The organism is Bradyrhizobium sp. USDA 4501 (genome assembly GCF_054062115.1).
Genome location: NZ_JBSSEX010000001.1, coordinates 48960 through 69708 on the forward strand (window position 1 = coordinate 48960; position 20749 = coordinate 69708).

The 20749-nt window shown below is 66.0% G+C and carries 18 protein-coding genes and 1 pseudogene; 4 read left to right on the forward strand and 15 right to left on the reverse strand.

Annotated elements, in window-relative coordinates; all coding sequences use genetic code 11:
- The first annotated feature begins 59 nt into the window (after positions 1-59).
- Entirely contained in the window at positions 60-1139 is a 1080-nt protein-coding gene (locus ACVWZM_RS00210) for a D-TA family PLP-dependent enzyme (protein WP_076826591.1), read from the forward strand.
- A gap of 15 nt (positions 1140-1154) precedes the next feature.
- Here ACVWZM_RS00210 and ACVWZM_RS00215 read toward each other — a convergent pair whose 3' ends face one another.
- A complete protein-coding gene (locus ACVWZM_RS00215; protein WP_229191197.1) occupies positions 1155-2057 on the reverse strand; it encodes a LysR family transcriptional regulator in 903 nt (300 codons plus the stop codon).
- Positions 2058-2150: 93 nt separating this feature from the next.
- Here ACVWZM_RS00215 and ACVWZM_RS00220 point away from each other — a divergent pair, with 93 nt between their 5' ends.
- Positions 2151-3368 carry an MFS transporter gene (locus ACVWZM_RS00220; protein WP_456851381.1) on the forward strand — a complete coding sequence of 406 codons (1218 nt, stop codon included), beginning with the start codon at positions 2151-2153 and terminating at the stop codon, positions 3366-3368.
- Between the two features lie 98 nt (positions 3369-3466).
- Here the strand turns inward: ACVWZM_RS00220 and ACVWZM_RS00225 are convergent, their stop codons facing one another.
- The 9 genes from ACVWZM_RS00225 to ACVWZM_RS00265 all read right to left on the reverse strand — a co-directional run bounded on the left by ACVWZM_RS00225 (position 3467) and on the right by ACVWZM_RS00265 (position 13312).
- A complete protein-coding gene (locus ACVWZM_RS00225) occupies positions 3467-4687 on the reverse strand; it encodes an NAD(P)/FAD-dependent oxidoreductase (RefSeq protein ID WP_456851383.1) in 1221 nt (406 codons plus the stop codon).
- Between the two features lie 2 nt (positions 4688-4689).
- Entirely contained in the window at positions 4690-5607 is a 918-nt protein-coding gene (locus ACVWZM_RS00230; protein WP_456851385.1) for an SDR family NAD(P)-dependent oxidoreductase, read from the reverse strand.
- A 258-nt stretch (positions 5608-5865) separates the two neighbouring features.
- The gene (locus tag ACVWZM_RS00235; protein WP_229191194.1) at positions 5866-6012 is read right to left on the reverse strand and encodes a hypothetical protein; all 147 of its coding nucleotides are present in this window, start codon (positions 6010-6012) and stop codon (positions 5866-5868) included.
- 192 nt (positions 6013-6204) lie between these two features.
- Entirely contained in the window at positions 6205-6684 is a 480-nt protein-coding gene (locus ACVWZM_RS00240) for a MaoC family dehydratase (protein WP_016846543.1), read from the reverse strand.
- A gap of 13 nt (positions 6685-6697) precedes the next feature.
- Complete coding sequence (locus tag ACVWZM_RS00245; protein WP_456851387.1) at positions 6698-8422, reverse strand: AMP-binding protein; 1725 nt, start codon at positions 8420-8422, stop codon at positions 6698-6700.
- 130 nt (positions 8423-8552) lie between these two features.
- Positions 8553-9440, reverse strand: coding sequence for a 3-hydroxyisobutyrate dehydrogenase (gene mmsB, locus ACVWZM_RS00250; RefSeq protein WP_456827439.1), 888 nt, complete (start codon positions 9438-9440; stop codon positions 8553-8555).
- Positions 9441-9465: 25 nt separating this feature from the next.
- Positions 9466-10548 carry an enoyl-CoA hydratase/isomerase family protein gene (locus ACVWZM_RS00255; RefSeq protein WP_456851389.1) on the reverse strand — a complete coding sequence of 361 codons (1083 nt, stop codon included), beginning with the start codon at positions 10546-10548 and terminating at the stop codon, positions 9466-9468.
- Positions 10545-11690 carry an isobutyryl-CoA dehydrogenase gene (locus ACVWZM_RS00260; RefSeq protein ID WP_456851391.1) on the reverse strand — a complete coding sequence of 382 codons (1146 nt, stop codon included), beginning with the start codon at positions 11688-11690 and terminating at the stop codon, positions 10545-10547. The genes ACVWZM_RS00255 and ACVWZM_RS00260 overlap by 4 nt, the downstream gene beginning before the upstream one ends.
- 125 nt (positions 11691-11815) lie before the next feature.
- Entirely contained in the window at positions 11816-13312 is a 1497-nt protein-coding gene (locus tag ACVWZM_RS00265; protein ID WP_057020030.1) for a CoA-acylating methylmalonate-semialdehyde dehydrogenase, read from the reverse strand.
- A 121-nt stretch (positions 13313-13433) separates the two neighbouring features.
- Here ACVWZM_RS00265 and ACVWZM_RS00270 point away from each other — a divergent pair, with 121 nt between their 5' ends.
- Positions 13434-14348, forward strand: a complete 915-nt coding sequence (locus tag ACVWZM_RS00270; RefSeq protein WP_028335019.1) for a LysR family transcriptional regulator — start codon at positions 13434-13436, stop codon at positions 14346-14348.
- Positions 14349-14512: 164 nt separating this feature from the next.
- Here the strand turns inward: ACVWZM_RS00270 and ACVWZM_RS00275 are convergent, their stop codons facing one another.
- Together ACVWZM_RS00275 and ACVWZM_RS00280 are read right to left on the reverse strand one after the other, a co-directional pair.
- Positions 14513-15124 (reverse strand): TetR/AcrR family transcriptional regulator, encoded by a 612-nt coding sequence (locus ACVWZM_RS00275; protein ID WP_057019760.1) that lies wholly within the window; start codon positions 15122-15124, stop codon positions 14513-14515.
- 60 nt (positions 15125-15184) lie between these two features.
- Positions 15185-15735, reverse strand: a pseudogene (locus ACVWZM_RS00280) (PaaI family thioesterase).
- A gap of 221 nt (positions 15736-15956) precedes the next feature.
- On the opposite strand from ACVWZM_RS00280, the gene ACVWZM_RS00285 reads away from it, so the two are divergent.
- Positions 15957-16727: an enoyl-CoA hydratase gene (locus tag ACVWZM_RS00285; protein ID WP_456851394.1), complete on the forward strand. Its 771-nt coding sequence runs from the start codon at positions 15957-15959 to the stop codon at positions 16725-16727.
- A 180-nt stretch (positions 16728-16907) separates the two neighbouring features.
- On the opposite strand, the gene ACVWZM_RS00290 is transcribed toward ACVWZM_RS00285, so the two are convergent.
- From ACVWZM_RS00290 to ACVWZM_RS00300, 3 genes are all read right to left on the reverse strand, one after another.
- Positions 16908-18320: a sensor histidine kinase gene (locus tag ACVWZM_RS00290; RefSeq protein ID WP_456851396.1), complete on the reverse strand. Its 1413-nt coding sequence runs from the start codon at positions 18318-18320 to the stop codon at positions 16908-16910.
- Positions 18321-18461: 141 nt separating this feature from the next.
- Complete coding sequence (locus ACVWZM_RS00295; RefSeq protein WP_057019756.1) at positions 18462-19721, reverse strand: MFS transporter; 1260 nt, start codon at positions 19719-19721, stop codon at positions 18462-18464.
- 228 nt (positions 19722-19949) lie between these two features.
- Positions 19950-20612 carry a hypothetical protein gene (locus ACVWZM_RS00300; RefSeq protein WP_456851398.1) on the reverse strand — a complete coding sequence of 221 codons (663 nt, stop codon included), beginning with the start codon at positions 20610-20612 and terminating at the stop codon, positions 19950-19952.
- Between the last annotated feature and the right edge of the window lie 137 nt (positions 20613-20749).

The window sequence follows — 20749 nt, forward strand, 5'->3', positions numbered from 1 at the left end:
ACAGATGGATTGCTTCGCTCCGCTCGCAATGACGGAAACTCTGCAATGGAGCCACCCCGATGACGACGCCCCTCGCCGCCAAGATCGCCAAGGAATACGGCACGCCCTGCGCCGTGATCGACATGGACCGGGTCGAGCGCAACATCGCACGCATCCAGAAGGCCTGCGACGAGGCCGGCGTCGCCAACCGTCCGCACATCAAGACGCACAAGAACCCGATGCTGGCGCAGCTGCAGATCAAGGCCGGCGCCAAAGGCATCACCTGCCAGAAGCTCGGCGAGGCCGAGATCATGGCGGACGCCGGCATCGACAACATCCTGATCAGCTACAATCTGCTCGGCGACGAGAAGATGGCGCGGCTCGGCGCGCTGCAAGCAAAGGCCAACGTCACCGTCGCAGCCGACAATTCCGTCGTCGTCGGCGACCTGCCGAAGGCCGCCGCCGCCTCCGGCCGCCCGCTCTCGGTCGTGGTCGAATGCGACACCGGCCGCAAGCGCGCCGGCGTCGAGACCCCGGCCGAGGCGATCGCGCTGGCGCGCGAGATCGCAGCCTCCAAGGGCCTCAGCTTCGCGGGCTTCATGCTGTATCCGACCGAGACCGGCTGGGCCGATGCGCAGAAATTCTATGACGAGGCGCTAGCCGGCGTGCGCGCCCATGGCCTCGACGCGACCATCGTCTCCACCGGCGGCACGCCGAACCTGAAGAATCTCGGCAAACTGAAGGGCGGCACCGAGCATCGCTTCGGTACCTACATCTACAACGACCGCATGCAGGTCGCGGCCGGCGTCGCGACCTGGGACGATTGCGCGCTGCATATTTATTCCACCGTCGTCAGCCGCGCCGGCCCCGAGCGCGGCATCCTCGATGCCGGCTCCAAGACGCTAACCTCGGACACCGGCGGCCTCGAAGGCCACGGCCTGATCCTCGAACATCCGGAGGCCAGGATCGCGCGCTTCGCCGAGGAGCACGGCTTCCTCGATCTGTCTCGTAGCAACACCCGGCCCAATGTCGGCGACGTGGTGCGGATCGTGCCCAATCACGTCTGCGTCGTCGTCAATATGATGGACGAGGTCGTGATGGTGCGCGGTGACGAGATCATCGGTGCGTTGCCGGTGACGGCGCGGGGGAAATTGCGCTAGCCGCATCCAGCGCATTTACCCGTGCATCAGCGCCTGCAGCTCGCGGTCCAGCGCCGCGCGAAACACCTCGATCGGCCGCGCCAGGCGGCCGGCCGGCGGGCGATGCACGATCCAGGCGCGGACTGCGGGATTGAAATCCGCGATCTTCACGGCCTTGAGCCGGCTACGGATCGGGCTTCGTTTCAGCGCCACCGGCGTCACGAGGCCGATGCCGAGCCCGCGCGCCACCAGCGACAGCCGCAGCTCGCTGTCGAGCGCCTCGACCGCGATGTTGAACGGCAGATGCGCCGCATCGAATTGACGCTTCAGCGTCTGGCGAAAGCCGCAGCCGTCCTGGTTGATCACCCATCCGGTCCGCGACAGCCATTCGAGATCGACCGACTTCGGCGTCTTCATGTCGCGCGCGACGACGAACACCACCGGCTGCGCGCCGAGATCGTCGGCCACGAGATCGTCGGGCGGCGCGGTGCCGTCAGGCAAACAGATTGCAGCGGCATCGAGCTCGTTGCGGCTGACCCGCTCCATGTGGTTGGGCGACCAGCCGGAGACGACGCGCACCGCCAGCGCCGGAAATTCGCCGCGCACCGCATCGAGCGGTCCGGTCAGCCCGGCCTCCGACAAAAACGGCGTCAGGCCGAGCCTGAACTCGCCGCGCACCACGCCGTCATTGGCGACGCCTGACTTGAGGTCGTCGAGCATGCGCAGCAGCCGGCGGCCCTGCTCATAGGCTTCGATTCCCGCCGCCGTCGGCTTCAGCGGCTTCGATAGCCGGTCGAGCAGCTGCGCGCCGAGCATCTCCTCGAGATTTTGGATCCGCCGCGTCACGCCGGGCTGGGTCAGGTTCAGCCGCGCCGAGGCCGCGACGATCGATCCGGTCTCGACCACGGCGACGAACGCCACGAGGTCATGGGTGTTCATAATAATCTCGCATATTCTTCATCATCTTATTTGAATTGTAGCATATTATCCCGATCCCCTAAAGGGGGCCTCGCCACTCCATCGCGAGGTCCCATGACCATCTCCGAAGCCACCAAACTCTCCCCGGCGCGCACCGTCGCCGTGCGTCCGCTGATCTGGATCGGCGCCATCACGACCGGCACCGTCGTCACCAATCTCTTTGCGCCGCAGATCCTCGTCGGTCTGATGGGCCGCTCGCTCGGCATGACCGCGCTAGAGGCCGGCCTGATCTCGACGTTGACCCTGCTCGGCTACGCGCTCGGGCTGCTGCTGCTGGTGCCGCTGGTCGACCTCGTCGAGAACAAGCGGCTGATCCTGCGCACGCTGGCCTGCGCTATCGTCGCGGCGATCGGCACCGCGATGGCGCCGACGCCGCTGATCCTGCTGGCCGCCACCTTCATCCTCGGCGCGTCGTGCGCCGCGATCCAGATGGTGGTGCCGCTGGTTGCGTCGATGGTGCCGCCGGAGCGCCGGGGACAGGCGATCGGCGATGTCATGAGCGGCCTGATGATCGGCATCCTGCTGTCGCGGCCGATGGCGAGTCTGATCGCGGACAGCTGGAACTGGCGCGGCTACTATGTCACCTCGGCCGTGCTGATGACGGTGCTCGCCGCAGCACTGGCGCGCACCCTGCCGACGCTGCAGCCGGCGGCGAAGGTCAGCTACGGCGCGCTGGTGCGTTCGTTCCCGACACTGCTGCGCGAGGAGCCGGTGCTGCGCGTCCGGTCCTGGACCGCGGCGCTGGTGATGGCCTCGTTCACCGCGTTCTGGGCCGCCGTGGCGCTGCGCCTGCCGGACGCGCCGTTCAAGCTCGACGCCAGGGGCATCGCACTGTTCGCACTGATCGGCGTTGCTGGCGCCGTCGCGACGCCGCTGGCCGGCCGCTGGGGCGACCGTGGCCTGGCACGGCCGATGCTGATCGGCTCGCACCTGCTGATATCCGCATCGCTCGCGCTGTGCGCTTGGGCCGGCGTACTGGAGTCGCGGATTGCAGCACTCGTCGCGCTGAGCCTCGGCACCATCCTGCTCGATCTCGGCATCACCACCGACCAGACGCTCGGCCGCCGCGCCGTCAACCTGCTGCGCGCCGAGGCGCGCGGCCGGATCAACGGCCTGTTCGTGGCGCTGTTCTTCATCGGCGGCGCGGTGGGCGCGGCAGCGGCGTCCGCGGCGTGGAGCTTTGGTGGTTGGACCGCGGTGTGTGCGGTGGCTGCGGCGTTCGGTGTGCTTGGATTCATCACCGACCTCGCCACGAAGACCGGCTCGGAATGAGCCTATCCCGTAGGATGGGTAGAGCGCAGCGAAACCCATCATGCTTCCGCTGGGAAAAAAGTTGATGGGTTTCGCTTCGCTCTACCCATCCTACAGAGCTACGATTTCTGCACGAGCCATCGTAACACGCCCTTCCCAGCGGCGACGCCCGTTGCAAACGACGCCTGCAACAGATAGCCGCCGGTCGGCGCCTCCCAATCGAGCATCTCGCCGGCCGCGAAAACGCCGGGCAGCCGCCGCAGCATGAAATGCGCGTCGAGTTCGTCGAACCTGATGCCGCCAGCGCTCGAGATCGCGCGTGCGATCGGTGCCACGCCGGTGATCCGGATCGGCACCGCATTGATCAGTTCGGCCAATTCGGCCGGCGGCAGCGCGGCCAGCGAACGGCCGACGGCGACGGCCGCCTCCTGCAACAGCCCGATGCCGACCGGCGAGAGCTGCGCGGCCTTGCGCAGGAAATTGGAAAGGGATTGCTTGCCCTTCGGCGCCGACAGACGCGCGACCAGTTCGTGGCGCGCGGCATCGGGCCGCAACGCCACCGTCAGTGTCGCCGTTCCCTTCGCGAGCACCGCCTCGCGCAATTCCGCCGACAGCGCATAGATGGCGCCGCCCTCGATGCCGGCGCGGGTGACGATCGCTTCGCCGCGCTCCGTATGCGGACCAATCGTGAGCGCGACGCCCTTGAGCGGCTGGCCCTCGAACCGGTCGCGGAAGATATTCGACCAGGCAACCGTGAAGCCGGAATTGGCTGGCTTGATCGGCGCCATGGCAACGCCCTTTGCGGCGAGGATCTCCGCCCAAGCGCCGTCCGAGCCGAGTCGCGGCCAGCTCGCGCCGCCGAGTGCCAGCACGGTTGCATCGGCATTGACCACGCGCGGACCGCCTGAAGTCTCAAACAGCAGTCCCCCTCGCGCGTCCCATCCGGTCCAGCGATGCCGGAATGCGAATGCAACGCCCGCGGCATCGAGCCGCCGCAGCCAGGCGCGCAAGAGAGGCGATGCCTTGAACGCCTCGGGGAACACGCGGCCGCTGCTGCCGACGAAGGTCGGCTGCCCCAGCGCCTCGCTCCAGACGCGCAGTGCTTCAGGCGGAAAAGCCTCGACCGCAGCCTTCAGATGCGGCATCGCCTCGCGATAGCGCGCAAGGAAATCCGGCAGCGGTTCGGAGTGGGTGAGATTGAGCCCACCACGGCCGGCCATCAGGAATTTGCGGCCAGCCGACGGCATCGCGTCGTAGACAGTGACTTGTGCGCCACCTTGCGCGAGCACCTCCGCCGCCATCAGGCCGGCAGGTCCGGCTCCGATGACGGCGACGCTCATGCTCAGAGCTTGATCCCGGCCCGCGCGGCGGCCTGGGCGACATACTTCTGTGTCTGCTCGAACGCGCCCTGCAGCGCCTTCGCGGTCGACATGTCGCTGATCGCGTTGAAGTGCGCGGCGACGCCGTCCGGCGTCCATTCGGACTGCGGCAGGTTGACGCCTTCGGTCTCCAGCACGCGGATCACGGCAAACGAGCCGGCGCCGGCGCCCATGATGGTGCGGGTCGGTGCGTCCTCCGAGAGCAGGAATTCGACCGCGGGCGTGATCGCTTCCGGCTTCATCAGCGCCAGCGCCTGCGGCGGCAGCAGTTCCTCGGTCATGCGGGTCGCAGCGGTCGGCGAGATGGTGTTGACCTTGATGTTGTTCTTGCGGCCCTCTTCGGCGAGCACGTTCATCAGGCCGATCATGCCGGCCTTCGCCGCGCCGTAATTGGCCTGGCCGAAATTGCCGAACAGGCCGGACGACGACGTCGTCAGCACGATGCGGCCGTAATTGCGCTCGCGCATGCCGGCCCACACCGCCTTGCAGCAGAAGAAGGTGCCGGTGAGATGCACGTCGAGCACCTTGGCCCAGTCGGCGACCTCGAGCTTGGTGAACGACTTGTCGCGCAGGATGCCGGCATTGGCGCACAGGAGATCGACGCTGCCCCACTCCTTGGTGGCGCGCTCGACCATCGCGGTGACCTGCTCGAAGTTCGAGACGTCGGCGCCGTCGGCCATCGCGGTGCCGCCGGCTTTCCGGATCTCCTCGACCACGGTCTCGGCCGGCGACAGCGACCCACCGGTGCCGTCGCGCGCGCCGCCGAAATCGTTGACCACCACCTTGGCGCCGCGGCTGGCGAGCCCCAGCGCATGCGCCCGTCCGAGACCATTGCCCGCGCCGGTGACGATAGCGACGCGTCCGTCAAACCTGATTGCCATGCCGTAAATTCCTGTTCTTCCCTTCTCCCCTTGTGGGAGAAGGTGGCGCGCGCCAGCGCGCCGGATGAGGGGTCTGTCTCCGCGAGCTCAAGCGAGAGTCTTTGCGTGGAGACAGACCCCTCACCCGGCTTCGCGTGCCGCGAAGCCACCCTCTCCCACAGGGGAGAGGGTGGAGACGCTCGCGATTGGCAGCTTTTGAGCAGCGATGGATGGCCGGGTCAAGCCCGGCCGAGACTGGCCAGGCGGCCACCGGGCGCGCTAGACCGAAGGGGTCATCGACCCGCAGGGTTTCAGGCTTTTGAGCACATGCCCGCTCCAGCACTCGTGATGCTCTTGAGCGTAGCTAATCGCACCGATCACAATCAAAGCGACTACGACAATTCCGGCGACGATGTTTTGCACCATGGCTGCCACTCCCGGGACCGCACCGCCTAAAGCGGCCATCATGGACACCGGGGAACACAGCCGTCAATGCGCTACATGGGCCAGAGCAGCGCACCGCCTGAAAAACAGATTGAGGTGGCTCGCTGCACCTCCCCGCTTGCGGGAGAGGTGCACAACCCTTCGCGGTTGCAACACAACCGTGTCTTGTGATCCTCAGCTGAAATAGATCAGGCCGAGCCAGTCGGCGACCAGCGCGGGCTTTTCCTCGCCCTCGATCTCGACCGTGACGTTGGTGCGCGACAACAACTCCTTCGGCTTGCGCAGCGTGGCTTCGGCCAGCACGAAGCGGCCGCGGACGCGTTTTCCGGAGCGCACCGGCGAGATGAAGCGCAGCTTGTCGAAGCCGTAATTGACGCCCATCGCGGTGCCCTCGAGCACCGGCATCACCTCGTAGGACATGATCGACATCAGCGACATCGTCAGGAAGCCATGCGCGATCGTGGTGCCGAAGGCGGTCTCCTTCCTGGCGCGCTCGGGATCGACATGGATGAACTGGTGATCCTCGATCACGTCGGCATAGGTGTCGATGCGGCCCTGATCGAGCAGGTGCCACGAGGACACGCCGATCTCCTTGCCGACCATGCCCTGGTAGGTTTCCAGCGACACCGGCGGCTTCTTCCAGACTTCGTTCATTGGCTAACCTCTGCTAACCGGAGGTCCGCACCTTCTGCAGCTCCGGAAATTCTTCCTCGCGGAACTCGATCCCGCGCAACGCATCGCTTCTGACATCGTCGTGTTCGAGCCGGCGCAACTGCACGCGACGGATTTTTCCAGAAATCGTCTTCGGCAGTTCGGTGACCAGCTCGATCTTGCGAATGCGTTTAAACGGTGCGAGCCGCGTGTGCAAATGTTTGAAGATCGACAGCGCGGTCTCCGGCGTTCGTTCGACGCCTGATACCAGCAGCACATAGGCCTTCGGGACCGCCAGCCGGATCGGGTCCGGGCTCGGCACCACGGCGGCTTCGGCCACCGCGTCATGCTCCAGCAGCACGCTCTCCAGCTCGAACGGCGAGATCCGGTAGTCGGAGGATTTGAACACGTCGTCGGTGCGGCCAACGAAGGTCAGATAACCCTCGTCATCGGTGAACACGACGTCGCCGCTGCGATAGATCTCGCCGTCGGTGCCGATCAGCTTGCCGTCGTCGCCCTGATAGCCCTGCATCAGGCCCGCCGGCCGGTCTGCGCCGAGCAGCAAGGTCACCTCGCCTTCCTTCGCGGCGTGGCCGTCATTGTCGGTGAGCTGCACGCGATAGCCCGGTAGCGGCCGGCCCATTGAGCCGACCTTGACCTTCTGTCCCGGCGAGTTGCCGGCCAGCGCGGTGGTTTCGGTCTGGCCGTAGCCGTCGCGGATGGTCAGCCCCCAGGCAGATTTGACCTGGTCGATGATCTCCGGATTGAGCGGCTCGCCGGCGCCGCACACCTCGCGCAGCGAGACCTTGAAGCTCGCAAGGTCCTCCTGGATGAACATCCGCCACACCGTCGGCGGCGCGCACAGCGTGGTGACGCCGCAGCGGCCGATGATCGAGAGCAGTCCTTTCGCCTCGAAGCGTGGCTGGTTCGCGATAAAGATCGTTGCGCCGGCGTTCCACGGCGCGAAGAAGCAGCTCCAGGCATGCTTGGCCCAGCCGGGCGAGGAAATGTTGAGATGGATGTCGCCGGGCTGCAGGCCGATCCAGTACATGGTCGAGAGATGGCCGACCGGATAGCTGCGCTGGCTGTGCCGCACCAGCTTCGGCTTTGCCGTGGTGCCCGAGGTGAAATAGAGCAGCATCGGATCGTCGGCCTTGGTCGGGCCATCGGGCGTGAACGCCTCGGGCGCCTTCGCCGCATCCTCGAACGGCAGCCAGCCGTCCTGCGGCTGCGTCGCGCCGACCACGATACGGGCGAGCTTGTCGCTGCCGAGGCCGACGAACTTCGCGACCTGATCCTGCGTGGCGACCACCGCCCTCGCCTTGCCGCGGTCGAGCCGGTCGCGCAATTCATCCGCGGTCAAGAGCGTGGTGGCGGGGATCACGACGACGCCGAGCTTCATCGCCGCCAGCATGGTCTCCCACAGCGGCACGACATTGCCGAGCAACAGCAACAGATGATCGCCGCGCTTCAGCCCCTGCGCGCGCAGGAAATTTGCAACCTGGTTTGAGCGGCGCGACAGCTCGGCGAAGGACAGCTTGGTCTCGTTGCCGCTGGCGGCATCGACGATCCACAGCGCCGGCCGGTTGCGGCTGTCAAGATTTCGCGCCAGTTCGGCATCGAACCAATCGAGCGCCCAGTTGAACGGCACCGGATCGGGCCAGCGAAATCCCTTCACCGCGGCGTCGTAGTCGGTGCGGTGCTTGAGCAGAAAGGCGCGAGCGTCATGAAATGTGGTCATCCGGCTTCACCACGTATTCTGACGTCATCCTGAGGAGCCGCGCGAAGCACGGCGTCTCGAAGGATGGCTACAGGCAACGTTTTCGCATCCTTCGAGGCTCGCTCCGCTCGCACCTCAGGATGACGGCGATTTACTTCGGGGCAAGGGCCCTAACGTGCTGGATAATTCCGGAAAAGTCGACCCCGCCGTGGCCCGACGCGTCGAAGGTCTTATAGATCTCCTGCGCGTGCTTGCCGAGCGGCGTGACCGCGCCGGCGGCATTGGCGGCGTCCTGCGCCAGGGTCAGGTCCTTGACCATCAGGTTCGAAGCAAAACCCGGCTTGTAATCGTTGTTGGCCGGCGACGTCGGCACCGGGCCGGGAACCGGGCAATAGGTCGTCAGTGACCAGCACTGTCCCGACGAGGTCGAGGCGACGTCGAACAGCGCCTGGTGCGACAGGCCGAGCTTTTCGGCGAGCACGAAAGCCTCGCCGACCGCGATCATGGAAATACCGAGGATCATATTATTGCAGATCTTGGCTGCCTGCCCTGCACCGCCCGCGCCGCAATGCACGATCTTCTTGCCCATGTTTGCCAACATCGGCTGGGCCGCCGCGAATGCCTTCGGCTCGCCGCCGCACATGAAGGTCAGCGTCGCGCCCTTGGCGCCACCGGTGCCGCCGGAGACCGGCGCGTCGACCGAGGCCATGCCGTGCTTGGCAGCCAGCACATGCGTCTGCTTTGCGCTTTCGACGTCGATGGTCGAGCAGTCGATGATCAGCGCGCCGTTGGCCATCGCGGGCAGCACCTCGTTCCAGACACCGAGCACGTGCTTGCCGGCCGGCAGCATGGTGATGACGACATCGGCGCCCTTCACCGCAGCAACGCTGCTCTCAGCGATCGCGGCGCCATCACTCCTGGCCTGATCGCGAGACGCTGCGACCAGATCGAACGCGGTCACCTTGTGGCCGGCCTTGACCAGATTGGCGGCCATCGGCCCGCCCATATTGCCGAGCCCGATGAATGCGACGTTTGCCATGGGAAGTCCTCCGCTTGCGACGTTTCTATTTGCTGTCGGGAAATTTCAATTCGTCAGCGCCGATCTCGGCGAAGTAAGGCGTGAGCATCTCCGGCGTCACCTGTTCGATCCGGGCCGGCGACCATGTCGGATTGCGATCCTTGTCGATGACGGCTGCGCGCACGCCCTCGCGGAAATCGTCGCTGGCGAACACCTCGAGCGCGGCGCGATATTCGCGCTTCAGGCACTCTTCCAGCGTCGCGGTCGCGCGCGCCAGCCGCAGCAGTTTCAGCGTCACCGCCATGCCGCGCGGCGACTTCTCACTGAGCGTCTTTAGCGTGGCCTGCGCCATATCCGATCCGTCGGCCGTCAGCGCGGCGACGACGTCCTCCATCCGGCCGTGTGCGAACCAGCCGTCGATTTTGGCCTGCATCGCGGCGACAGGGCCAGCCCTCTCGCTAGTGGCGAAGCCTCCGATCAGCCGATCAATCTCGGCCGAACTCGTACCCGGCGTAACCTTGGTCAGCGCCTCGCGCAGCGCCGGCAGCTTTGCGCTCGGCACCACGGCGTCGGCGAATTTGGCGTAGATCGCATCGGGTCCGTTCATGGTGGTGCCGGTGAGCCCGAAATAGGTGCCGATCTCACCCGGCGAGCGCGACAGCAGATAGGTGCCGCCGACATCGGGGAAGAAACCGAGGCCGACCTCGGGCATCGCGAGCTTGGTCCGCTCCGTCACCACGCGGTGGCGGCTATGCGCCGACAGCCCGACGCCGCCGCCCATCACGATGCCGTCCATGAAGGCGACATAGGGCTTTGGGAACTTCTTGATCCGCGCGTTGAGGATGTATTCGTCGCGCCACAGGATCTTGCCGAGATCGCCCTTGACCTTGGAGCTCACCCAGAGCGCGCGGATGTCGCCGCCGGCGCACAGGCCACGCTCGCCCGCGCCCTCCAGCACGATGACAGCGACATCGGGATCGGCCTCGAACGCATCGAGCGCCCTGTCGATGTCGTGGAACATCTCCAGCGTCACGGCATTGATCGCCTTCGGCCGGTTGAGCCGGATAATGCCGGCAGAACCTTCCTTGCGCGCGATCAGGTCGCCCTCGGCTGCTGCCGCATCATTCATCGCGCGCCCTCGATCAACTTGCGCGACACGATCAGCCGCATGATTTCATTGGTGCCTTCGAGGATCTGGTGCACGCGCAGATCGCGCACGATCTTCTCGACGCCGTATTCGCTGAGGTAGCCGTAGCCACCATGCAGCTGCAGCGCCTGGTTGGCGACCTCGAAGCCGACATCGGTACCAAACCGTTTTGCCATCGCGCACAGCATGGAAGCGTCCGGATCCTTGCGGTCGAGCGCGGCGGCCGCCCGCCACAGGAAGGTGCGTGCGGCTTCCAGCTCGGTCGCCATGTCGGCGATCTTGAATTGCAGCGCCTGGAATTCGTCGAGGCGTTTGCCGAATGCCTTGCGGTCCTTCATGTAGGCCAACGCCTTGTCGAGCGCCGCCTGCGCGCCGCCGAGCGAGCACGCCGCGATGTTGAGCCGGCCGCCGTCGAGCCCGGCCATCGCGATCTTGAAGCCGATGCCCTCCTCGCCGAGCCGGTTCGCGACCGGCACGCGCGCGTTCTCGAACGTGACAGCGCGGGTCGGCTGCGCATTCCAGCCCATCTTGCGCTCGTTATTGCCGAACGACACGCCTGGCGTCTTGCCGTCGACGACAAGCGTCGAGACGCCGCCGGGTCCGTCGCCGCCGGTGCGCACCATCGCCACCAACAGGTCGGTGCTGCCGGCGCCAGAGATGAACTGCTTCTGGCCGTTGAGCACGTAATGATCGCCGTCGCGCACCGCGCGGGTGCGCAACGCGGCAGCGTCGGAGCCGGCACCCGGCTCGGTCAGGCAGTAGCTGGCGATCAGCTCCATGGTGCAGAGCTTCGGCAGCCATGTGTGGCGCTGGATGTCGTTGCCGTAGGCATCGATCATCCAGGACGCCATGTTGTGGATCGAGATGAAGGCCGACGTGGTCGGGCACCCCGTCGCCAGCGCCTCGAAGATCAGCGCCGCGTCGAACCGCGTCATCGCCGAGCCGCCGACATCGTCCTTGATATAGATGCCGCCGATGCCGAGGCCTGCCGCCTCGCGCATCACGTCGACTGGAAAGTGCTTTGTCTCGTCCCATTCGAGCGCGTGCGGCGCGATCTTCTCCGCCGCAAACGCCCGCGCCATGTCGCGAACCGCGATCTGGTCCTCGTTGAGAGCGAACTGCATCTCGCCGCCTAGCCCTGAAGGTTACCCCACCGTCATTGCGAGGAGCGAAGCGACGAAGCAATCCATTCTTCCACGCGGGGGATAGATGGATTGCTTCGCTGCGCTCGCAATGACGTTCCCGGAAATCACTTCATCGTCGGGATCGAGAACTCCGCGCCTTCCTTGACGCCGGACGGCCAGCGCGAGGTCACCGTCTTGGTCTTGGTGTAGAAGCGGATCGAGTCCGGACCGTGCTGGTTGAGGTCGCCGAAGCCGGACTTCTTCCAGCCGCCGAAGGTGTAATAGGCGATCGGCACCGGGATCGGCACGTTGATGCCGACCATGCCGACATTGACCTTGGCGGCGAAGTCGCGCGCGGCGTCGCCGTCGCGGGTGAAGATCGCGACACCGTTGCCGTAGTCATGGTCGGACGGCAGCGCCAGCGCCTCGTGATAGTCGTGGGCGCGCACCACCGAGAGCACCGGGCCGAAGATCTCTTCCTTGTAGATCCGCATGTCCTTGGTGACGTTGTCGAACAGCGAACCGCCGAGATAGAAGCCCTTCTCGTAGCCCTGCATCTTGAAGCCGCGGCCGTCGACCGCGAGCGTCGCGCCTTCCTTGATGCCGATGTCGATGTAGCTCTTGACCTTCTCGACCGCCTCGCGGGTCACCAGCGGGCCGTAATCGGCCGACGGATCGACCGAGGTGCCGATCTTGAGCGACTCGACGCGCGGGATCAGCTTCTCCATCAGGCGGTCGGCGGTGGTCTTGCCGACCGGCACCGCGACCGAGACGGCCATGCAGCGCTCACCGGCGGAGCCGTAGCCGGCGCCGATCAGCGCATCGACCGTCTGGTCCATGTCGGCATCCGGCATCACGATGGCGTGGTTCTTGGCGCCGCCGAAGCACTGGCAGCGCTTGCCGGTCTGCGCGGCGCGCTCGTAGATGTACTGCGCGATCGGGGTCGAGCCGACGAAGCCGATCGCCTTGATATCGGGATCGTCCAGGATGGCGTCGACTGCCTCCTTGTCGCCGTTGACGACGTTGAGGATGCCGGCCGGCAGGCCCGCCTCGATCATCAGTTCGGCGAGCATCATCGGCACGCCGGGATCGCGCTCCGACGGCTTGAGGATGAAGGCGTTGCCGCAGGCGATCGCCGGCGCGAACTTCCACATCGGGATCATCGCCGGGAAGTTGAACGGCGTGATGCCGGCGACCACGCCGAGCGGTTGGCGCATCGAATAGATGTCGATGCCGGGGCCGGCGCCCTCGGTGTACTCGCCCTTCATCAGATGCGGGATGCCGCAGGCGAACTCGGCGACCTCGAGGCCGCGCTGGATGTCGCCCTTGGCGTCGGGAACGGTCTTGCCATGCTCGCGCGCCAGCAGCTCGGCGAGCTTGTCGTAGTCGCGCTGCACCAGCTCGAGGAACCGCATCATGACGCGGGCGCGGCGCTGCGGGTTGGTGGCGGCCCATTCCGGCTGCGCGGCCTTGGCGTTCTCGACCGCGGCGCGGAGCTCGGCCTTGGAGGCCAGCGCCACCTTGGCCTGGACCTCGCCGGTCATCGGCTCGAAGACGTCAGCCGTGCGGCCCGACGTGCCCTTGACCTCCTTGCCACCGATGAAATGTCCGATTGAGCGCATGAACAAACCTCCCTGAAGCACCTAAATCGCCGCTCCTCGCGGCGGGATCGCTTTACAAACCCTATTGACCCTGCATTTTATGGGATTCAAGTCCGATAAATTGCACCATAGATGTGCGGAAATGCTGGATCAAGGCGGCGGCACAATTGACTGGGACGACTTCCGTTTCGTGCTTGCCATCGTGCGCGGCGGGTCGGTTTCGGCTGCCGCCAAGCAGCTCGGCGTCGATCATGCCACAGTGATCCGCCGTGTCGACCGGCTGGAGCGCCACCTCTCCGCAAAACTGTTTGATCGGCGCAAGACCGGCTATCTGCTGACCGAGGCCGGCCAGCGCGTCGCCGACAGCGCGGAGGCGATGGAATCCACCATCGTCGCCAACCAGGAGGCGGTCGGCGGCTCGCGCGCCCACCTCACCGGCACGGTGCGGATCGGCGCGCCCGACGGCTTCGGCAGCCACTTTTTGGCCTCGCGGTTGGTCAAGTTCACCGAGCGGTATCCCGATCTCGATCTGCAGCTCGTCGCCACCGCGCGGCTGTTCTCGCTCTCCAAGCGCGAGGCCGACATCGCGATCAGCCTGACCATGCCGAAGGAAGGCCGCATCGTCGGCCGAAAGCTCCTGGACTACACGCTCGGGCTTTATGCCGCACCCGCCTATCTCGCCCAGGCGCCGGCAATTGCTGCGCGCGCCGACCTGCCGCGGCATCGGTTCGTCGGCTATATCGAGGAGCTCTTGTTCACGCCGGAGCTCGACTATCTGCCGCAGGTCTCGCCAAAGATCTCGGCGAAATTCCGCAGCGCCAATCTGATCGCGCAGCTCAACGCCACCATCGCCGGCTTCGGCATCGCCGTGCTGCCGCACTTCATGGCAACGGCCCACCCCGAGTTGCAGCCGGTGCTGCCGGACGAGGTGCGGATCTCCCGCACCTTCTGGCTGCTGATGCACGCCGACAGCAAGGACCTCGCCCGCATCCGCGCGGTGGCGGACTACATCTACGAGACCGTGGAAGCCGAGCGCGCGCTTTTTAGCGGGGTGTGAGGCGGACACCGTGTTATTCCCGTCATCCTGAGGAGCGCGTAGCGCGTCTCGAAGGATGCACGGCCCGGCTGGTGGCCGTCGACCCTTCGAGACGCGCGCGATGCGCGCTCCTCAGGGTGACGGATCGAGTATTAGGCGCGCTGCACCAGTTGGCGCTCTAAGCGCTAATTCACCTTCTTCTTCGCCGGTGCCTTGGCCGCGGCGGCGCGCCCCAGCACCGCCTCGCGGCCCGCGCTCAGGATCTCGTCGGACATTTCGCCGCTGCCGGCGATGCGCGACATTACTATGGTGCCCATCATGGTCGCCAGCGTCGCCATCGCCTGCTTGCGGGCGGTCTTGCGCGGCACGTCGATGATCTGGTCGGCCATCATGTCGATCATCTGGTCGAGCTTGAGGGCAAACGCCTTGCGGGTCTTCGGGCTCTCGCGGGCGATCTCGGCGCCGAGCGCCGGGATCGCGCAGCCCTGGCCGGGATCGTCGCGGTGCACCGCCGAAAGATAGCCGTCGATGATGGTCGAAAGTCGCTTCTCCGGCGGCGTGTCCGCGGCGACCTTGCGCCAGCGCTCGATGGCGCGGTCCATCGCGTAGCTGAAGGCCTCGATCACCAGCGCCTCGCGCGAGTCGAAATGCGCGTAGAAGCCGCCATGGGTCAGGCCGGCGTCCTTCATCAGGTCGGCGACGCCGATGCCGTGGGCGCCCCGCTCGCGCAGCCGCGTCGCGGCCTTCTTGACGATCCGCGCGTGGGTCTCCTGCTTGTGTTCTTTCGAATAGCGCATGCCGGTCTCATGGAATGTTTCTAATCATATAATAGCAGATTTGCGGCCGGAATGCTGCAGTTATTTCGCCTTGTCGGCCACTTTCGGTTCCCCGCCGAGCATCGAAAACATCGCGGTCGCGTGCACCGCAAGATTGCCCTTGCCGTCGCGGACGAAGCCCTCGGTGTAGCTGGTCTGGCGCCCGAGCTTGATCACCTTGCCTTCGGCGCTGATGGTGCCCGACCGTGCCGACAGCGGCCGCAGATAGGTCAGCTTGAGGTCGAGCGTCACCGAAGTCTGCCCCGCCGGCAGCATGGTCGAGATCGCACAGCCCATCGCGGTATCGAGCAGCGCCGCGGCGGTGGCGCCGTGCAGCAGGCCGATGGTGTTTTCCAGGCTCTCATGCGGCTCGAGTTCCATCACGATGCGCCCTGCTCGACCACGGCCATGCGGAAGCCGATCAGCTTGGCCATCGGCGGCGGCGGCAACCGGCCGTCGCGGATCGCGCGCATCGCCTCGATCCCGGACATCGACAGCGCCGCTTTCGCCACCGGTCCGGGCGCCTGCCATTCCACCACGCGGGTGCGCGTTAGATCGGGCGAACGAAGATCGATGCTTTCGGCGGCGGTCATGACGGCTCCATTTATATGACGCCTATAATTCTATAGATCCGCATCCCTCGGCGCAACCGCCGCACCCGGTCCCTTGACAGAGCCATGCTTTGTCCGGGACATGGCGCAAGTCATTCCGGGGCGACGCAAGCACCAGACCCGGAATCTCGAGATTCCGGGTCTGGTGCTTGCGCACCATCCCGAAATGACTTGTCGATCCATTCCTGCGCCGGGGCTTTTCCATGGACATGCTCAATCCCCACTGCGGCATCGCCCGCGACGACAGAGGCGTCGTCCGCCTCACCATCTGCAACGCCGGCAAGCTGAACATCGTGAGTTCCGCGGTCACCAACGGCGTGCGCGAGGGTTTTGAGCATCTGGCCGCCGATCCGAGCATCCGCGCGGTGATCCTGGCCGGCGAAAGCGAGCGCAGCATGATCGGCGGCGCCGACATCAAGGAGATGGCGACGCTCGACCAGACATCCGCCGAAGCATTCATCAGCCGACTGCGCGACCTCTGCGAGGCCGTGCGCAAATTCCCGGCGCCGGTGATCGCCCGCCTGCCCGGCTGGTGCCTCGGCGGCGGCCTCGAGGTCGCGGCCGCCTGCGACGTCCGCGTCGCCGCGCATGACGCGATGTTCGGCATGCCCGAGGTGCGCGTCGGCATCCCCTCTGTGATCCACGCCGCGCTGCTGCCGCGCCTGATCGGCTGGGGCCGCGCCCGCTGGCTGATCATGACCGCGGAGAACATCGACGCCCAAACCGCGCTCGCCTGGGGCCTGGTCGACACCGTGGCAAAACCCGGCGGCCTCGACGACGCCGTCGAGCACACCGTCAAGGCGCTGCTGGAATGCGGCCCCGAGGCGCTACGCATCCAGAAGGACCTGCTGCGGCAATGGGAAGAGCTGCCGCTGACCGAGTCGGTGAACCTCAGCGTCGGCGTGTTCGGAAAGTCGTTTCAGACCGGCGAGCCGCAGCGCCTGCTGCAGGGATTTTTGGACCGGAAGCGGTAGCGGTTCAGCACCTGTGGCCCGCATGAGCGCCACGACATGTCATCTGTAGCCCGCATGAGCGAAGCGACATGCGGGGCCGGATGCCCCGGATATCGTTTCGCTCATCCGGGCGACGCGTGCTGGGTGACTTTCGCCGCGCATTCGCTGGCACCTGCACCGGCCAGTAGTCGGCCCGCCCGCTCAGCTCGAGACCGGGATCTCGATCAGCACCAGCGTGCCGCGGCCTGGTTCGCTTTCCAGCGCGATCCGGCCGCTGAGCGACGACACCACGGTATTGAAGGCGATGTGCAACCCGAGCCCGATATTGCCCCGCTCCCGCCCGGTGGTGAAAAACGGATCGAACACGCGGGCCTGCAAATCCTCGCGGATGCCGACGCCTTGGTCGGCGCAGGCGATCCGGGCCAGCGCCTGTTCCGGCTGCGTCACCGTCATGGTGAAGCGTCCGCCGCGGCCGTCGGGATAAGCGTGCGCCGCGGCGTTGAACGCCAGGTTGCTGATCACCTGCGCCAGTGCGCCGGGATAGCTGTTCAGAACGATGCCTTGCGGGCAGTCGAGTTCGACGATCAATCCCTGCCGGGACAGCAGCGGCCCGAGCTTTGCGATCAGCTCGGACAGCCATCCGCCCAGCTCGAACGTGTGACGCTCCTCGTCGGCCTGATGGATGGCGACTTGCTTGAAGCTGTGCACCATCTCGGATGCCCGATGCAGGTTTTCCGAGGTCAGTCGAAGGCCGTTCTCGATCCGTGCAACGCCCCTTGTCAGGTCGGAGCGCCGGACAGCGGTGCCGCTCAGCGCCTCGCTCATCGCGCGAAGATCCGCCTCCATCGTCGTTGACGTGGTCAGCGCGAGGCCAAGCGGCGTGCTGACCTCGTGTGCGACACCGGCGACGAGCTGCCCGAGCGAGGCCAGCTTCTCGGCCTGCACGAGCTGCGATTGCGTCGCGTGCAGATCGCGCAACGAGGCTTCCGAACGCTCCTTTTCCTGCTTCAGCGCCTGCGCCGTTCGAAACTGCTGGCGCGCGCGGAACTCGCGGGCGGCGACGGCGTAAAGCGACAGCGCAAAGGCGTTGAGGACCAGGGAATGATTGATGAAGCGCAGCCCCGGCGGCAAAGCCGGCCCGAGCGATTCAGCGATGCATAGCGCAATCCATGTCGTGAGACAGAACACCGCCAGTGGCCCGATCCGCAGCGGCAGCATGGTCGAGACGAACAGGATCACCATCATCACGCCGGGTGCCGCATAGGTGAATCCCGAGGGCAGCACGAGGTAGACGCTCGGCAGCACGCAGCCTGGAACGACGCAATAGACGAGGAAGATCGTCTCGGCCCACGGCTTCATCGCCGGCACCGAGAGCAAGGCGGTGAGCGGCAGCAGGACCAGCACGGCGACCCCGCCGCGGATCGCCAGCGTGGTCGCCACGACGTCGGGATAGAGCACCCAATCCCAGAACGCATATCCGGCATAGGTGAAGGCGCCGAGCAGCATCGCGACCTGCGTCCAGCCGATATTGCCCCGCACGTACTGGTCTACAAATCGGCGCTCCTCGACGATGTCGTCGAAGCGCAGTCCAAGGCGGGTCAAAAGACGGAGCATTACAATATCAAACGAAAAAGGCCTGGCACTGGAACTTGGCACTGGAAATGGGAGCGTCGAAAATGATCTACGACAGCTTGCCCGCGCTGTCGCGTCCTTTTGGCGCGTCGGCGACCGCGGCGCGGCATCGCGCCGCGCCCCTCACCGGGCGTTGGCCGGGGCGTGGGTCGGCCAGAGATCGGCGCGCCAGTGCAGCGCGATTGCCAGCATGGCGATGAAGCCGGCGGCGGCGAGCAACGTGCCGGTCGCGGTGTAGCCGATCAGGTCGATCAGGCTGCCGGCGGCGAGCAGCCCGAGCGGCAGGCCGTAGATCACCATCATGCGCACGCCCATGACGCGGCCGCGCAGATGCGCGCTGGCGTTGCGCATCAGCATCACGGCGGCCGAGATCATCGACATGCTCTGCGCGATGCCGGCGAGCAGCAGGCAGGCCATCGCGACCGGCATGGTCCGGAGTTCGACGAACACCAGCAGCATGGCGTACCAGGCGAGCGTGGCGCCGATCAGAAGCCGCGCGATGCGTACCCCGCCGGCCATGCTGAGCGTGATCGAGCCGATCAGCGAGCCCACCGCGAAGCTTGCCGAGAGATAGCCGAGCCCGGTCTGGTCGGTATGGAAGATGTCGCGCGCGACATAGGGCAACAGACCGTTGGTGAGCGGAAACGCGGTGAGGTTGGCGAGGAACGCGACGCAGAGCGCGGCGCGCATGCCCGGACCGCTCCAGGCATAGACGATGCCCTCCTTGAGGTCGCGCAGCAGCTTTGAACCCGGCGCGTCGCCGGAGGCGAGATCGGTCGTGCCATGCGACTTGGGGCGGCTCATGCAGAGCATCAGGATGGCGGCGACGAAATAGAAGCCGGCGATCCCGACATAGACATAGCCGATGCCGAGCGCCGCGAACAATCCGGCCCCGGTCAGGGCTCCTGCGATGCGCGCGGAGTCCTGCGTGGTGCGCGCCAGGCTGATGGCGCCGACCAACTGCTCCGGCGGCATGATGTCGGCGAGCAGCGCGCCGCGCACGCCGAGATCCGACGGGCGGATCACGCCCATGATCGCGACGATGATCATGACGTTCAGCGGGGCGAGATGCCCGGTCAGCGCCAGCGTCATGATGGTGCCGGCGAGCGCCGTATAGGCAAAGCGCATCACGGCGAGGAGATCGCGGTGCCCCATGCGGTCGCCGATCATGCCGACGACCGGCGCGACCAGCGTGCCGACATATTGCAGCGACGCCAGCACGGTGAGCAGCAGCACCGAGCCGGTCTCGACCATGATGTACCAGCCGAGCACCAGCGTCTCGACCTCGAACGCCCAGGAGGTGAGCAGATCGGACGGCCATTGAAAGCGATAGCTGCGGATGCGAAATGGCGCGAGCGCGGAGGTCCGCGTGGTCCCGCTCAAGACGCGATGACGCGTGTCACGGCGTGTCCTGCCCTTTTCCTTGTTCTTCTGGGTCTTGCTTCTTGGTCGTGCTTGCGGCGCTTTGAATTCGTCTCGAGTCGCTTGGGAAAACGCTCTGTTCCGTCAGCGTAGCGCCGAGTCGATTGGTGTCAATCGAGGCCGCCGCATGCGGCCATGCACGATGGTATCCGCAGCGACGTGATGGCGTAGCCTCGCGAATCGCAGGCCCTACATCGGCGGCGCGGCGCGCCGCAGCATGAAATGGGTGGGTATGAAGGCGAGCAGTGGCAGGCCGATCATCAGGCCGGCCAGCCACACCAGCGGCGGCACGAAGCCTTGCGCCGCCCTGTCGCTGGTGCCGAAGACGTAGTTGATGTTGACCGGGGTCATGCCCGGGTCCGGCCGCGGTCCCGGCATCACAAAGTAGCAGATCAGCAGCAGCGCCCATGCCAGCACGCCCCAGGCGATCAGCGCGCGCTGGTCATAGCCGAGCCGCCAGACCAGGAACAGCAGCAGGAACGGCAGCCAGCCGTGGAAGCCCGACAGGAACCGCAGGAACAGCGACAGGTTCTGGTCGAACATGTAGTCGGTCATTCCGGTGAGCGAGCAGCCGGCGACATGGGCGAGAAAGTCGATCACCCAAAATGTTTGCGGCACAAGGAGTCCGACGGCGCACATCGAAATCAACAGCGCGCTCTCGGTCCAGACCCCGATCAAGGTGAGGATCAGGCAGACATCGCAGAAATACAGAAAGTTGGTCGGCCAGTAGCAGTAGGTGTACACCGGCACCAGGACAGCCATGAAGGCGCTGAAGCCGATCTTGACGGAGAGCGGAATGCGGGCGGACGGCTGCTCGACGGCGATCACGGACATTGCGGTGGGACTTTCCATTGCACAATCCGCCAGCCCTAGCGCCGGATCGGTAAACAGACCCGTATTCCGCAACCTTGAATTGATCGGCGTCCGGGAATTCGGTTAACGCCAACTCAGCGGCGCCGGTACAGTTTTAGCCGCCCGCGCGCGCGATG